This is a genomic window from Streptococcus danieliae, assembly GCF_025447695.1.
In the GTDB taxonomy this organism is placed as follows: domain Bacteria; phylum Bacillota; class Bacilli; order Lactobacillales; family Streptococcaceae; genus Streptococcus; species Streptococcus danieliae.
Genome location: NZ_JAOBSU010000035.1, coordinates 1 through 15008 on the forward strand (window position 1 = coordinate 1; position 15008 = coordinate 15008).

16 protein-coding genes and 1 pseudogene are annotated in these 15008 nt (G+C 44.2%); 1 reads left to right on the plus strand and 16 read right to left on the minus strand.

Features of this window, described 5'->3' with window-relative positions; translation table 11 throughout:
• The 12 genes and pseudogenes from N4310_RS08645 to N4310_RS03755 form a co-directional block, all read right to left on the minus strand.
• On the minus strand, window positions 1-154 hold a 154-nt coding region (locus N4310_RS08645; RefSeq protein ID WP_420832890.1), incomplete at its 3' end, for a helix-turn-helix domain-containing protein.
• A gap of 109 nt (window positions 155-263) precedes the next feature.
• A pseudogene (locus N4310_RS03705) lies at window positions 264-362 on the minus strand (IS630 family transposase); the annotation flags it as partial.
• A 467-nt stretch (window positions 363-829) separates the two neighbouring features.
• Complete coding sequence (locus N4310_RS03710; protein WP_262092105.1) at window positions 830-1900, minus strand: ABC transporter substrate-binding protein; 1071 nt, start codon at window positions 1898-1900, stop codon at window positions 830-832.
• Complete coding sequence (locus N4310_RS03715; protein WP_262092106.1) at window positions 1900-2670, minus strand: ABC transporter permease; 771 nt, start codon at window positions 2668-2670, stop codon at window positions 1900-1902. The genes N4310_RS03710 and N4310_RS03715 overlap by 1 nt, the downstream gene beginning before the upstream one ends.
• On the minus strand, window positions 2667-3473 hold the full coding sequence (locus N4310_RS03720; protein WP_262092107.1) for an ABC transporter permease: 807 nt from the start codon (window positions 3471-3473) through the stop codon (window positions 2667-2669). Before N4310_RS03720 ends, N4310_RS03715 begins: the two co-directional genes overlap by 4 nt.
• Window positions 3454-4611 (minus strand): ABC transporter ATP-binding protein, encoded by a 1158-nt coding sequence (locus tag N4310_RS03725; protein WP_262092108.1) that lies wholly within the window; start codon window positions 4609-4611, stop codon window positions 3454-3456. Before N4310_RS03725 ends, N4310_RS03720 begins: the two co-directional genes overlap by 20 nt.
• Entirely contained in the window at window positions 4608-5513 is a 906-nt protein-coding gene (gene murB, locus N4310_RS03730; RefSeq protein WP_262092109.1) for a UDP-N-acetylmuramate dehydrogenase, read from the minus strand. The genes N4310_RS03725 and murB overlap by 4 nt, the downstream gene beginning before the upstream one ends.
• 119 nt (window positions 5514-5632) lie before the next feature.
• The gene (gene mutY / locus N4310_RS03735) at window positions 5633-6775 is read right to left on the minus strand and encodes an A/G-specific adenine glycosylase (RefSeq protein WP_262092110.1); all 1143 of its coding nucleotides are present in this window, start codon (window positions 6773-6775) and stop codon (window positions 5633-5635) included.
• Window positions 6772-7611 (minus strand): thymidylate synthase, encoded by an 840-nt coding sequence (locus N4310_RS03740; protein ID WP_160332665.1) that lies wholly within the window; start codon window positions 7609-7611, stop codon window positions 6772-6774. The genes mutY and N4310_RS03740 overlap by 4 nt, the downstream gene beginning before the upstream one ends.
• Before the next feature lie 67 nt (window positions 7612-7678).
• A complete protein-coding gene (locus tag N4310_RS03745; protein ID WP_262092111.1) occupies window positions 7679-8638 on the minus strand; it encodes an ROK family glucokinase in 960 nt (319 codons plus the stop codon).
• A 146-nt stretch (window positions 8639-8784) separates the two neighbouring features.
• Window positions 8785-9300 (minus strand): DUF308 domain-containing protein, encoded by a 516-nt coding sequence (locus tag N4310_RS03750; RefSeq protein ID WP_262092112.1) that lies wholly within the window; start codon window positions 9298-9300, stop codon window positions 8785-8787.
• 56 nt (window positions 9301-9356) lie between these two features.
• The gene (locus tag N4310_RS03755; RefSeq protein WP_262092113.1) at window positions 9357-9620 is read right to left on the minus strand and encodes an MDR/zinc-dependent alcohol dehydrogenase-like family protein; all 264 of its coding nucleotides are present in this window, start codon (window positions 9618-9620) and stop codon (window positions 9357-9359) included.
• 189 nt (window positions 9621-9809) lie between these two features.
• Between N4310_RS03755 and N4310_RS03760 the strand changes: the two genes are divergently transcribed.
• Entirely contained in the window at window positions 9810-10097 is a 288-nt protein-coding gene (locus N4310_RS03760) for a transposase (RefSeq protein ID WP_262092114.1), read from the plus strand.
• Window positions 10098-10460: 363 nt separating this feature from the next.
• Here the strand turns inward: N4310_RS03760 and N4310_RS03765 are convergent, their stop codons facing one another.
• From N4310_RS03765 to N4310_RS03780, 4 genes are read right to left on the minus strand one after another with little or no spacing between them, the layout of a single operon-like run.
• Window positions 10461-12338, minus strand: a complete 1878-nt coding sequence (locus tag N4310_RS03765; protein WP_262092115.1) for an ABC-F family ATP-binding cassette domain-containing protein — start codon at window positions 12336-12338, stop codon at window positions 10461-10463.
• Window positions 12331-13539 carry a CCA tRNA nucleotidyltransferase gene (locus N4310_RS03770; RefSeq protein WP_262092116.1) on the minus strand — a complete coding sequence of 403 codons (1209 nt, stop codon included), beginning with the start codon at window positions 13537-13539 and terminating at the stop codon, window positions 12331-12333. Before N4310_RS03770 ends, N4310_RS03765 begins: the two co-directional genes overlap by 8 nt.
• Window positions 13540-13552: 13 nt before the next feature.
• Entirely contained in the window at window positions 13553-14398 is an 846-nt protein-coding gene (locus tag N4310_RS03775; protein ID WP_262092117.1) for a DegV family protein, read from the minus strand.
• Between the two features lie 5 nt (window positions 14399-14403).
• Complete coding sequence (locus tag N4310_RS03780) at window positions 14404-14778, minus strand: DUF1149 family protein (protein WP_160332658.1); 375 nt, start codon at window positions 14776-14778, stop codon at window positions 14404-14406.
• Window positions 14779-15008 lie beyond the last annotated feature (230 nt).

Genomic DNA, 15008 nt, shown 5'->3' on the forward strand with positions numbered 1-15008 from the left:
AACCCTGCGATTGATACATTTTAATCCATCTTTGAATAGTACTCCTGTCAACACCATATTGACGAGCCAGCTCGGAATTAGAAGCTTTACCTTTGAGGTATTGGGTTACCGCCTCTAGTTTATCTTCAAAACTAATTTTACTTTTCCGGGACATAATAAAAATCCTACTTTCGTAAACAGTACTTTATTTATTTGTACTGTCTACTTAAGTAGGACTATATCAGTAGGGGGGAAGAGGCAAGAGTTTATGTCCTTGTTCTTCGCACAGTTGCTGCTTCAGAAATACTGCCAATATTCTCACAATATGCAAGAACTTTTTCACGAAAATCTACTGAATATGCCATAAAAATAGTATAGTACAAAGTGTGCGGTTTCTGTTTCATTCTACTATACAAGGCAGCGAGTCATAGACAGCTCAAAAGCTACGGGGGAGGCTTTGAGCTTGGTGACAAAACTTTCGAAGAAAGTTTCAAAAAAGTACGGCAAGACGAGCTAACGCAGTCATAAAATATAGGGGACCTCTAAAAACCCCAGTTTTTCTTCAAATTGAATCACTCAAACCTTGATAAATCAACATTTAGATTTTCAGAAATTTAGTTTTTAGAGGTGCCCTATAAACAAAACCACTCTACCAGGAGTCAGCTCATCTCGTTCTCCTTTTAGAGTGGTTTCTTTTTGCTTATTAGACTTCCTGCAAAACAGTGACAGAACCTAAGATTTATCGGAATCATCACTTGAAAAAGACTGAGTTACAAAATGTTTCAGTGTGGTTGTGCGATGTCTCTTGCTGAGAAATGGGATTTAATACATTAGTTCCGCAGGAAGTCTATTATTTTGGATACATTTTAAATTGTAGGAATAGATCGTTATAGATTCCAAGCCATTTAGGGCCAAGGTTTTGATAGACCTCCAGATTTTGTTTGGCTTCTTCCGTTGGATAAAAAGCCTGGTCTAAACGCATTTCATCTGGTAGTTCGGCCTGGGCAGTTAGATTAGGAGTGGAATAGCCGATGTATTCCGCATTCTGTAACGCTACATCTGGTTGCAACATAAAATTAATAAAGGCATAGGCTGCTTCCCGGTTCTTGACCGTATGTGGAATGACAATGTTGTCAAACCACAGATTCGAACCTTCTGGCGGCACTACATAATGCAAATGTTCATTCTCATCCAACATCTGTCTGGCTTCACCAGAGAAGGTGACTCCAATTCCAGCATTATTTTGGATCATATAAGTTTTCATTTCATCGGCTACAATCGCTTTGATGTTTGGGGTCAGCTTATAGAGATGGTCTGTAGCTTGATCTAACTCTTTTTGCTTTTGGCTATTAATGGAATAGCCCAGCGAGTTGAGACTCAAGCCCATGACCTCGCGAGCCCCGTCAATTAACATAATTTGATTCTTATAGGCTGGATTCCACAAGTCTGCCCAGTGCTGAGGAGCTTGATCAATCAACTGATCGTTATAGACAATCCCCAGGGTCCCCCAGAAATAGGGAATGGAATAGGCGTTTTGGGGATCAAAACTCTGATCCAGCAGAGACGGATCAATGTGCTCGAGACCAGTAATTTTACTGTGATCCAACTTCTCCGCCAAGCCTTCTTGAATCATCTTTTGAATCATGTACTCACTCGGAATCACCAGGTCGTAGGTGGTTCCCCCCTGCTTAACCTTGGTATACATCGCTTCATTGGAATCAAAGGTTTCATATTGAATCCGAATCCCCGTTTCCTCTGTAAAGCGTTTGATCAATTCCGGATCAATGTAGTCTCCCCAATTGTAGATTACCAAAGGCCTTTTTTGCGTCTGGTTCTCCTTGGGTTGCAGCTGCCAGATGATGACTCCTAGGGTTAGGAGGATTAAACCAATTCCCGCTACAAAGCTTATGAGTCGCTTCATTACTCTTCCTCCTTTTGTCTCGAAATAAAATAGAAACCAATAACCAGCAAAATACTGAAGAGGAAGACCAAAGTGGATAGGGCGTTAATCTCCAAGGAAACGCCGCGTCTCGCACGGGAATAGATTTCAACCGCCAGGGTCGTAAAGCCGTTCCCCGTCACAAAAAAGGTCACTGCAAAATCATCCAAGGAGTAGGTAAAGGCCATGAAATAACCCGCAATGATAGCTGGTGTTAGGTAAGGAAAAAGAATTTCTCGCAATACCTGACCTTCAGAAGCTCCTAAATCATAAGCTGCATTAATCATATCTTGGTTCATCTCTTGTAAACGCGGCAAGACCATCAACACGACAATCGGGATGGAAAAGGCGATATGACTCAGCAAAACAGATACAAAACCTAATTGAAAACCAATCAGCGTAAGGAGAATGAGGAAGCTAGCCCCCGTCATAACATCGGGCGCCACCATTAGGATATTGTTAAATCCTAACAAACTAGCCTGCACCGGCTTCTTAGCCTTGTACAAGAGAATGGCCCCAAAAGTTCCAATCAAGGTCGCAATACTAGCCGATAAAAAGGCTAAGAAGAAGGTTTGCGTCAAAATCAGAATCAAGCGCTGATCGGAAAAGAGGGTTTGAAAATGCTCCCAAGTGAAGCCGGTAAAAGCATTCATATCACCGCCAGCATTAAAGGCATAGGCGATCAAATAGAAAATAGGCAGATACAAGAGCGCAAAGACCAGAAAAAGATAGAGATTTGCTAGTTTTTTCATGCTTCTCTCCTCTCTCGCGTTAACCACATGGTTAAGAGCATGGCCACGATCAGCACAACGCCAATGGTTGATCCCATACCCCAGTTTTCCGTAATAAGGAAATGCTGCTCAATCGCTGTTCCCAAGGTAATCACCCGGTTGCCCCCGATCAAACGTGTCAGCATGAAGAGGCTGAGACTCGGGATAAAGACTGCCTGTACCCCTGAACGTACACCTTTCATAGACATGGGGAAAATCACCCACCAGAAGGTTTGCCAGCGACTACCGCCAAGGTCATAAGAAGCATTGATCACCGATTGATCCAACTCATCAAGAGCATTAAAAATCGGCAAAATCATAAAGGGCAATTCAATGTAGGAACTAACTAGCAGGAAGGAAAAATCTGTAAACAGCAACTGCTGGGAGCCAATCCCCATAAAGCTGAGGAACTGATTAACAGCTCCCTCCTGACTCAGAATGCCTAAAAAAGCATAGGCTTTTAACAGGAGGTTGATCCAGGTTGGGAGAATAATCAGTAAGAGCCAGAGTTCCTTATGCTTGAGTTGAGTCAGAAAATAGGCCATAGGGTAACTGATGGCTAGTGTTAAAGCCGTAATCAAACCTGCATATAGGATTGAATTAAAACCCATCCGCAAGTAAGTGGCATTGTCTGCTTGGAAAAAGGTCCGGAAATTATCCAAGGAGAAGGAACCATCATTGGTAAAAAAAGATTGGAAAACAATCAAGACCAACGGGGCTAGTACAAAGAGAAAAATCCACAAGAGGTAGGGAATGGAGAAGAAATTAGCTATCCTTGTCTTCATCGCGTTCCTCCTCGATGGCTTGAATCAACCCAGCTTCTGCCTCCTCTAGATCGACATATTCTTCAATACGTGCATCAAATTCTTCTTCGGTCTCATTCAAGCGCATGATATGAATATCTTCTGGTTCAAAGTCCAAACCAATCACTTCCCCCACAATGGCTTTACGCGTTGAGTGAATCATCCACTCATTGCCAAGATCATCATAGGCAATAATTTCATAATGAACCCCTCTAAACAATTGCGTATCAACAGTAACCTGTAATTTGCCTTCTTCCGGTAGGGTGATTCGTAAATCTTCCGGACGAATCACCACTTCTACTGCTTCTCGAGGACGCATCCCTCCGTCAACGGCTTCAAAGCTGCGACCATTAAACTCAACCAAATAATCTTCAATCATGGTTCCAGGTAGAATATTGGACTCTCCGATGAAGCTGGCTACAAAATGGTTGATCGGCTCGTCATAAATATCGACAGGCGTCCCTGATTGAATAATCTCTCCCTCATTCATGACAAAGATCCAATCACTCATAGCCAAGGCTTCTTCCTGGTCATGGGTTACAAAAACAAAGGTAATCCCCAAGCCCTGTTGCAATTCCCGCAATTCATACTGCATGTCTGTCCGTAATTTTAAGTCCAGAGCAGACAGGGGTTCATCCAGCAAAACAACCCGTGGCTGATTAATAATCGCACGCGCAATCGCTACCCGCTGACGCTGACCCCCTGACAATTTTTGAATGGAGCGTTTTTCATAACCAGACAACTGAACCATCTTCAAGACCTGGCTCACGCGCTCCGCAATTTCTTTTTTATCAACCTTACGAACCTTGAGCGGAAAAGCTACATTGTCAAAGACATTCATATGGGGAAAGAGTGCATAGGATTGAAAAACTGTATGCACATCCCGCTGGTTGATGGGCACATCATTCAGACGTTGGCCATCCAAAAAGATATCTCCAGACGAAGGATCCAAAAGTCCAGCAATCATATTCAGAATGGTTGATTTCCCGGAACCAGAAGCCCCTAACAGGGTATAGAACTTCCCTTCCTCCAACTCAAAATTGATGTCTTTTAAGACCTGGGTTCCTGTATCTTCATAAATTTTGGATACATGCCGAAATTCAATAATTGGTTGTTTCACTCGTAATCTCCAAAAATTCTAACTTCAGGCTCTAAACGCACACCTGCATGTTCTTCTACTCGTTGAATAACATCTTGAATCAGCTGCTCATAATCAGCCGCTGTCCCATCATACCGATTCACCATAAAACCAGCATGTTTGGTCGACACTTCAACACCACCAATACGATAACCCTTTAAATCCGCTTCCGAAATCAATTGACCTGCAAAATGCCCCGGTGGACGTTTAAAGACAGAACCACAACTTGGATATTCCAAGGGTTGCTTCAATTCCCGCAAATGCGTCAGCCGCTTCATCTCCTGCTCAATCAGTTGATAGTCACCCGGTTTCAAGGAGAATTTAGCCGAGATAATAATATCGCCGGTCTCCTGAATAGCCGAATGGCGATAGCCAAAACGCATATTGCGATTGTCTAATGTCTTAATTTCGCCCTCTTTGGTTAAAATCGTACAAGACTCTAAAACATGACCAATTTCACCACCATAGGCTCCCGCATTCATGAAAACAGCTCCACCAACGCTACCCGGTATCCCACAGGTAAATTCAAAACCGGACAAACTATGATGCAAGGCAATATGAGTGGTCTGGATCAAGTTGGCCCCGGCTTCTGCTTCGATCATATAGCCATCAACAGAGATATGATTCAAATAGTTAAACATGATGACAAAACCACGGACCCCACCATCACGAATAATGATATTGCTCGAATTCCCCAAAACCATCCAGGGAATCTCTTCACGATTGGCCAATTTCACAATCCGCAACAATTCATACTTATTCCTTGGGAAGACCAAATAGTCAACCGGCCCCCCAACTTTAGTATAGGTAAACTCCTTCAAGGGATAGTCAAAACGAATGTCAATCCCTTCAAGCTCAGCTTGGATTTTCTCTCTACTTATCATCGTCTCATCCTTTATTTTTATCAATTCTCATTATACCATCTTTTCCTCTAAAATTGACCGGATTCATAAGAGAGCACACAAGAAAAGACACCTTCTTTAACGCAAAGGTGTCTAAAAAATCATTCTTGCTGTCCTTGAAAGACTTCCCAGATTTTCTGCTGGGGTCTGGCAAAGGGATAGCTTTCAAAATCCTGGGCTGACACCCAGAGACTCCCCTCAGCTAGGTCAGGCATCCCCTTAACCTGTCCCACTTCAAGCGTAATATGCCATTTGCGATGGCTGAAAATATGTTTTACTTCTGGGAAGTTTTGCTCCTGCCAGTCAATTTCAAAGGGATAGTCAGCCTGGAAACGTGACCGTACATCGCTCTCTTTGGCTACTTCCAGAGGAGCTTCAAAAAGGGTTAATTCCTTTTCTTCCTCTACTTCTAGCAAGGGGAAGTGCCAAAAGCCCGCTAAGAGATTGCTGTGGTCATTTTTCTCCAGTAGAAAGTCCCCAGCCTGGTTCTGCAGAATAAAGGCTTTGAGAAAAATCGGCACTGGCTTCTTCTTAGGAGCTTTGATGGGATAGTGATCCATAGTGCCATGTAAATAGGCTGCTGAAAAGTCTTTTACGGGACTCTCATGAGGTCTAGGATTAACAGGTGCCTCAATATCCGACCCTAGATCCATCAAGGCCTGGTTGAAGTCCCCAGGTCTTTGCGGATCAATTAGAACTTCCATCATAGCCTGAAAAACCTTCCGATTGGTTGGGTTCCCAATGTCTAGATCAACTTCGAATAGACGTGCCAAAACCCGCATTACATTCCCATCCACGGCTGGTTCAGGCAAATTGAAGGCAATACTGGCTATTGCCCCTGCTGTATAAGGTCCAATCCCTTTTAAACTTCGGATCTCTTCCATTGTTTCAGGAAACTTCCCCTCATACTTTTCCACCATCGTCTGAGCCGCCACCTGCATATTGCGGACCCGCGAATAATAACCCAGGCCTTCCCAAGTTTTTAATAAGGTATCTTCCTCGGCTGCCGCTAAATCAGGAATGGTTGGGAAGGTCTCCAAAAAGCGCTGGAAATAAGGGATAACTGTGTCAACCCGGGTTTGTTGCAGCATAATTTCGGAAACCCAAATCCGATAGGGATCCGTATTTTCCCGCCAGGGGAGGTCGCGTTTTTCACGGTCATACCAGTCGAGCAGAGCCGACCGGAAGGCCTGGATTTTCTGGTCAGGCCACATATCGATACCATATATCTTTAAATCCATCATATTGCTAGGTCAAATTTCAATTGCGGGCGAACAGGATCATAATCGACCAATTCGAAATCTTCAGCCCGGATATCGTAAAAATTCGTTCCATCTGGTACATTTAAGACCAACTGCGGAGTCTGTTCAGATGCTGTTCGATTCAACAATTCCAGGGCTTGCTCAAACTGATTATCATAAATATGAAGATTGTTTACGAAATAGAAAAATTTACCTGGTTTCCAACCAAAGTGCTTGGCAATCATCATCTGCAGGGCCACATACTGCATGGCATTAATGTGGTGGGCCACCAACATATCATTGGAACGTTGGGTAAGAGTTGCATCCAAATAGAGATCATCACCGACCCGGCGAACATCAAACATGGTTTGAAAGGCACAAGGAAGTAAGCCTCCTGTCTGGTCAAAAGCCTGATAGTCCCAAAGAGAAATCACATTGCGGCGATTCCAGGGATTTTCAGCAAGCTGCTCGAGAACGCGGTCGATAATCTTGTGTTTGTGAACAACAGCTCCATAGCGTTGACCAATTGTTCCTGTTTTGTCTACTTCCCAATCATTCCAGTAGCCCACTCCATACTTGTCATTAAGCAAATCTAAGTCATTGGATTGGTCTTGGTAGATCCAAAAAATCTCTTTAATGGCCGATTTTATGGGAATTGGCCGAAGGCTGGTAATCGGAAATTCGCCCTTGGATAGATCATATTCCGTAAAAGATCCGGTAATGTATTTTGAGTGGGCGGTCCGACCATCCTTGTATTGGGGTCTAGCTTGTTCGCTCATAACCCCTTCCTCTAAAATTTTTCGTATATTACTTTTGAAAATATCGTCTGCGCGTGTCATAGGCTGTCCTTTTTTAATGTAGAAGAGGCTGGATTGTCCCAGCCTCTCTCTTATACTATCATACTGATTATTGAAGAACCAAGGATGCTGCTCCAATAACTCCTGCATCATTGCCCAATTGAGCCAAGGAAAGTTTTGTTGAACTTGCTACTTGAGGGAAGGCATTGGCTTTGAAAACCTCTTCAACTCCGTTCAAAAGAAACTCTCCAGCAGCTGAAACACCACCACCAATGACAATGGTTGATGGGTTTAAGATGCTTGCAATGTTGGCACAGGCAATCCCTAGATAGCGTGAGAAGTTGCGGTAAACAATCAAGGCTAGCTCATCGCCTTCTTTGGCAAGGCCAAAAACAACCTTAGCGGTTACATCATCACCATCATCGATCAACTGTTTCAAACGGGCATCACCTGCATACTCATCTGCATACCGACGAGTTAGGTTGACAATACCAGTTGCCGAAGCCACAGTTTCCAAGCAGCCAGGCTTGCCACAAGTACACATGATTGGTTGGTCAAAATCGACAACGATATGCCCCAACTCACCACCAGCTCCCGCAATTCCGTGAATCAAGTTCCCATCAGCGATAACACCACCACCAACACCGGTTCCAAGAGTCATGAAGACAACATCTGGAGCGTTGCCACCAGCCCCAACCCAACGCTCTCCAAGTGCAGCAACATTGGCGTCGTTATCAATATAGAAAGGAATTCCCAGGGCTACTTCCATTTGCTCTTTGACAAGCTGTGGGGTTTTCCAGTTGAGATTGTAGGCTCCTACAACCGTACCCGCTTGGCGGTCAACCACACCTGGTGAACCCATTCCAATTCCGAGGAAGTTCTCGGCAGTCAAGTTCAATAAGTCCAAATGATGTTGAATAGAAGCAATCATTTCTGGAACAATGTGGCTTCCCTCATCCAAAATATTGGTCTTAATGGACCATTTTTCCTGAATCTCACCCGCTTGGGTTAAAATTGCAAATTTAATGGATGTGCCACCAAGGTCAATACCAATAATTTTCTTCTCCATCTTCAAACTCCTTCTATTTTTATCATGGTTTCAGTATATCAGAATTCATCCTTTCTGAAAAGAGGAAACGTTTGCATTGCTTTAAAAGCTAACCGCTTTCTTTTTACAATAGAGGCTAGAAAAAACTGGGAAATCCCAGTTCCTACCTAATTATTCAAAACTTTCATTAGCTGCACCAGGCCGCTATAGACAAAGGCCGAGGCAACTAGACGGGCGGCAACACCACTACCGACCATGGCATGGTTGATTAAGAAAAAGCCTAAAACCAAGCCCAACAGACTGGACCAAAACAGGTAATTGGATAGAATCGGCACTTCCTTACACATCCCTGCTGATTCAACTAGGCGAATGATAGCAAGTAGTCCAATCCAGCTCCCCAGGAGGATTGGAACCAATAAGGGAAAGCCCAGAAAAGTACCAACAAACAGGTAAGAGCCCAATAAGCACTCCACCCCAACAATCATGGGCAGCCAAATTGATTGGGCCTGACTGGGGAGTCCCTTATAGAAAAAGAGACCACTGATCCCATTCGAAACGAGAACAAGAGCTAGGAGCCAGGAAATCGCCAAAAGGTCTGTTCTTGGATTCCAAAATAGAAAAATCCCGAGGGCGATAGAAACAAAAGCTGCTCCCAAAACTCCCCATTTACTGCCCTGATTCACAAAACTGGCTCCTTTCACTAATGCTCTTTCTACTATATAAATTTCCTAGGTTCTTGTCAAGAAATCGCAACAATCGTCCGCCCTAAATGCTGACCTGCTTTGAGCTTCTGAGCTGTTTCTGTAACCTCTTCCAATCCAATCACTTGAACAAACTCCTCACCTCCCAGCCTCCATTCTTGAGCCAGGAGCGACCAGATTTTTGTCCGTTTTTCAAAATCAATCGCAACAGAGTCAATACCAATCAAGCGGATACCACGCAGAATAAAAGGGAGGACTGTGACATCCAGTTTGAGTCCACCGGCATTGCCACAGGTCGTCACAGCTCCCCCGTAAGCGACTTTCGGTAAAACCTGGGAGAGGACTGGTCCGCCAACAGTGTCCAGAACATAGCGGTGACAGAATTGCTTAGAAAGACAGGCGATTTAACTGATGTAATAACATACTATTTAAAAACTAAATGACTTTAACTCCATCTCAAAATTTTGGTGGGGTTAAAAGATACGACCAGTATGAGAAAGATTGCTTCAATCTGTAAAACAGGCTATCAAATTGTGTATGGAGCGTCATTAGAATTAACGAAGTATGTAAACAATCTGACACCGAGGACTCTCCCTCGAGTATTAGCGAAGGAAGAGAGTATAGGCTTGGCCTTATCCGTACTTTATCATAATGGTCTCGTTGAGGGGATTAACAATAAAATTAAGCTTCTGAAACGCTCTGCTTTTGGCTATCGGAAACATGAACATCTCTTTGCCAGAACTTACTGGATGCAGACTGCCGCTGTCCACTCTATCTAAAGAGCCCTCCTCTCTAAGGAGGGAAGGGACAGAAGGTTTGAACTAGCTATCAGTGTTTTAGATTTTCACAGTGGAGCTGTTAATGTGACCCTGGCTTCTAGAAACTAAAGAGATGCAAGACCCAGTGGTGTAAAGATTCCAAGCCAGCAGGCTTGGAATCGGGGGGAGTCGGAAAACTTCGGTTTCCGACTAAGGCCTGGAACTCGTTAGAGGTCGCTGCCGTCCCCCACCACAGGTCAAGCATCTCATAAAAATTCGAAAGAAGCCAGAGGTCAGACTACTTCATTACAGTTATTAAAAACTAAAAATTATCAAAATCTATGATTATCAGTTTCAGGAATTCCACACAAGAGTAAAAGAACCCTATTTACTCGCTGTTTCAAAAGATGCTAGGTATTCATACCGTTCATACTGGTATAATAAGTCTTCGTTTAACTGATCCAATTCCTGCTGGAGGGGGGCTAGAGCTCCATAATCACTCGCATTATCTTGCATCTGCTGCTCAACCTCTGAGATAGTAGACTCCAAGGCTTCAATCTTAGCTTCAATCCCCTTCCATTCCTGCTGCTCCTGATAGGACATCCGCTTCACAGAAGAGACCTCCCGCTGCTTAACAGCTTTAGGCTGCGCTTCTCTCTTTTGCAGCTGTTCCTGGGTAAACTTTTTCTCATCCAGATAGTCTGTGTAATTTCCAAAATATTCCCGAATTTGCCCGTCTTCAAAGGCTAGTAGCTTATTACTGACCTTATCTAGGAAATACCGGTCATGGCTAACTGTTAAAACAGGACCCGCAAATTGTTGCAGAAAAGCTTCCAGAACGGTGAGGGTCGCAATATCCAGATCATTGGTTGGCTCATCCAGTAGCAATACGTTGGGTTGTTGGATCAAGAGTTTTAACAAGTAAAGACGTTTCTTTTCGCCCCCTGACAACTTCGCAATCACGGTTCCATGGCTAGACCTCGGAAACAGAAACTGCTCCAACAATTCCGAAATACTGACACTACCGTTGGCAGTTTTGCTTTCGGTGGCCACTTGGCTCAAATACTCAATCATCCGCTTGGACTCATCCAAATCCTCTGCCGACTGAGAGAAATAGGCAATTTTGACTGTCTCGCCCCGGACTAGCTCACCAGCTGTTGGCTGCAATTGACCAGCAATCAAGTTCAACAGACTAGACTTACCAACCCCGTTATCGCCAACAATCCCGATTCGATCTCGATTCTGAATCAGGAGACTAAATTGATTGATCAGGGTTTTAGAACCATAACCAAAGCTAAGATCCTTAAATTCCAGAACCTTTTTCCCTATCCGGCTGGTCTCAAACTGAATCTCTAATTGATCCTTGGTTTGATAAGTCGCCATGTCCTTTTTCAAACTCTCAAACCGCTTAATCCGCGCTTCTTGCTTGGTCGCTCTGGCCTGGGGTTGGCGACGCATCCAAGACAGCTCCTGCTTATACAGCTGCTGACGCTTGTGTTGCGCACTGGCCGCCCGTTCCTCTTCATCAGCCTTTTGCGCCACATAGTCCTGGTAATTTCCTTGGTATTCTGCTAATCTCCCTTGATCCAATTCAAAAATGCGAGTAGCGACTTGATCCAGAAAATAACGATCGTGGGTAATAAAACAAACGGTGCTTTGATGATTGGTCAGGTAATTAGCCAGCCAATCGACCATTTCAATATCTAAATGGTTGGTTGGCTCATCCAAGAGCAAGAGATCCGCTTTCCGTAACAAAACCTGGGCCAATTGAACCCGGCGTCGCTGCCCTCCAGACAAGTCATCAATACGAACCTGGGAATCCTCTAAGCCCAATTTTGATAACATTGTCTTGGCCTGGCTTTCCAAGCCCCAAATATCCTGAGCTTCCATTTGGGCCATCAATTGATCCAAGCGGGCTTGCTTGGATTCATCATAGGTCGCCATCAGCTCCTGATAATTTTTGAGCAGGGCCATTTCCTTAGGACGACTAGCCAGGACTGTTTCTAAAATACTCGCTCCTGCTTGAAACTGGGGCTCTTGGGTCAAATAGGCGATTTCATAATCCGTCTTGGTTTGAAAGGGGCTAAGATCGCCATCAAATCCCGCAACACCCGCCAGGACATCCAAGAGACTGGATTTTCCAGTCCCATTTAAGCCAATTAGACCAATTCGGTCTTGGGGGTGGATAATGAAGGACAGGTCTCGAAATAAAACCTTATCGGCCACCGATTTGGTGAGGCCCTCGACAATAAAATCAGTCATCCAGTCGCTCCTTTACAAAGGCCAAAATGGCCGCTTTCTCATTCAATAATTCTCCCGTGACAATGGCCAACTCAACCTCTTTTAAGACTTGGCCCATTCGCGGACCTGGCTGAATCCCTTCTTCCTGCATCAGTGTCCGACCAGTTACAAGAATCTCATGTTTGTCACGGATCGGCAGGACAGCCAGGCTCGTTTCCAAATAGCTATGATCGGTGGTCAAGCCCAGGGCTGCCCGCAAATCCTCCGCCTGATACAGGAGCTCCTCTTGATAGAGGTAGCAATCCCAGGCAGATAGCCGTCCTGCTTCCCGCTTACTGAGAATTTCCAATAGTTGCAATACCTGTTTTTGAAACTCCCGCGAAGTCTTCCAAGCCTTTAAAATCGGAGCGGCTTGCTTATTTGTAAAGTGGTACAGCAAGCCCGCCCAAGCCTGAGCCGAGCTGGTGAAACAGAAATCATCTCTCATTTTTTCTAAAAAAGAAAAGAGGGCTTGAGCTTCGGAGTCAAAACCAGGTAAATAAAGATAGGCTTTGGCTTGAAGAAGCGAGGCCAAACCTCGGGTCCAGGCACCCGTCAACAAGAGTTTTTCAAATTCAATAAAAATCCGTTCAATCGCGATTTTTTCAAGCAAGGGAGCACAGACTGTCATGGCCACAAAGGTCTCGGTCTCAAGCTCAAAATCCAAGGAGGCCTGAAAACGGAAGCCCCGCATAATGCGTAAGGCATCTTCTTGGAAACGCTCAGAAGCCAATCCGACCGCTCGAATGACACCAGTCTGGAGATCTTCCAGCCCCTGGAACAGATCGACCAGGTTCCCCTCAGAATCCAAGGCCAGGGCATTGATGGTAAAATCTCGCCGCTTAAGATCCTCGTCTAGCGACCGGACAAAATGAACTTGACTGGGTCTGCGGTAGTCGACATAAGCCTCCTCAGTCCGAAAGGTCGTAATTTCATATTCCTGTCCGCCCTCCAGCACCAGAACAGTCCCATGCTCAATCCCAACATCCACCGTACGCTCAAATAGCTCTTTGATTTCCTGGGGATAAGCGGAAGAAGCAATATCCACGTCATGGATGGGATGATTCAAAAGTACATCCCGTACGCATCCACCAACAAAATAGGCCTGATAACCAGCCTCTTGAATTTTTCTTAATATAGGCAAAGCCTTCTGAAATTCAGAAGGCAAACTTGTTAATTTCATAGATTTCGTCCATTTACACTCGAGGTAGGAAACCAACAGCGACACTACCTGCTCCTAGATGGGTTCCAATCACACTACCGAAGGTCACTAAAGGCAGCTCACCCGTCACACCAGCTTCCTGCAGCAGGGTTCGCAATTGGAGGGCTTTTTCTTCGCAGTTAGCATGAATGACTGCTACATAATAATCGCCACCCTGAACCTGTTCACTAATCAGATCACAGAGACGTTTCATGGCTTTTTTCTCAGTTCGAACCTTGTCATAGACCTCAATTTTCCCTTCGTCGGTGAAATAGAGGATTGGTTTGATACTGAGGAGACTGCCTAGGAGGGCTGCCCCATTGGAGAGCCGCCCCCCCTTGACCAAATGATTGAGGTCATCGACTAAAATATAGGCCTGAACACCCTCAACTTGATACTGAATCTTCTCAAGAATAACTGAAAAATCATCGCCCGCCTCAGCAGCTTCCAAGGCTGTTTGAACCATAAAGCCAAGTGGGGCACTGGTAATTTTCGTATCTGGGAAGGCCAATTCAAGATTTGGAAATTCCTCTTTCAAAAACTGAATATTCTGGTAGAAGCCAGAAATTCCACTTGAAAGAAAGAGACCAATCACATGTGTGTACTCCTTCGACTCTAGTTTTTGTAAAAGCAGCTCAAGCTCTGCTAGACTCGGCTGGCTAGTTTTAGGCAACTCCTTTGAAGCTGTCATTTTTTCATAAAATTCTTCCGCAGTCAGATTTTTGCCTTCTAGATAGCTTTCACCGTCAATCAAGACGGGAATATCTAGAACAAACAAATTCTTTGCGTCTACACCATCACTTAAATAAGCAGACGCATCGGTAATCACTGCAACTTTAATCATTGTTAAAACTCCAAATTAATGCCCGGCATATCCAGGGCAATTTCTGTTACTTCATAGGTGAGGCGGTTAAGCATACCCAGACTTGGTTCCGCCAATTGTTGAACCTCGGCCTGCTCCAATTCATTAGGTTCGTTGATAAAGCGATCCTGCACATGGTTGGTTTGGGAAATCACCCCGCTAATGACAAAGGTATCAAAAACAACCATAAAACTCACAATCACAACCATCGAGGTTTTCTGAGCAGCCTCATCGCGACTAATCAGTTGAAAATTGACGTCAATCTTTGTCTCTGGAGCACCATTTTCCTTCTCCCATTCAAAGTTCCGAGCATCGTAGTGGTATTGACTAACAAAAATTTTATCACGAACTAATTCCATGGACTCTTCTCCTCATAAAATACTAGTTCCATTATAGCACTTGGACCACTATTTGTCTTTATTATCTCAAAAATCTAGACACTTTTCAATCTTATGTTTCATTTTTTTCTCCCGAGTTTATCAGTTTAAAAAAGACAAAGGATAGCTAACCCCTTCCCGAGTTTATCAGTTTAAAAAAGACAAAGGATAGCTAACCCCTTGTGTACCAAGGAGTTTGGCCATCCTTTTTG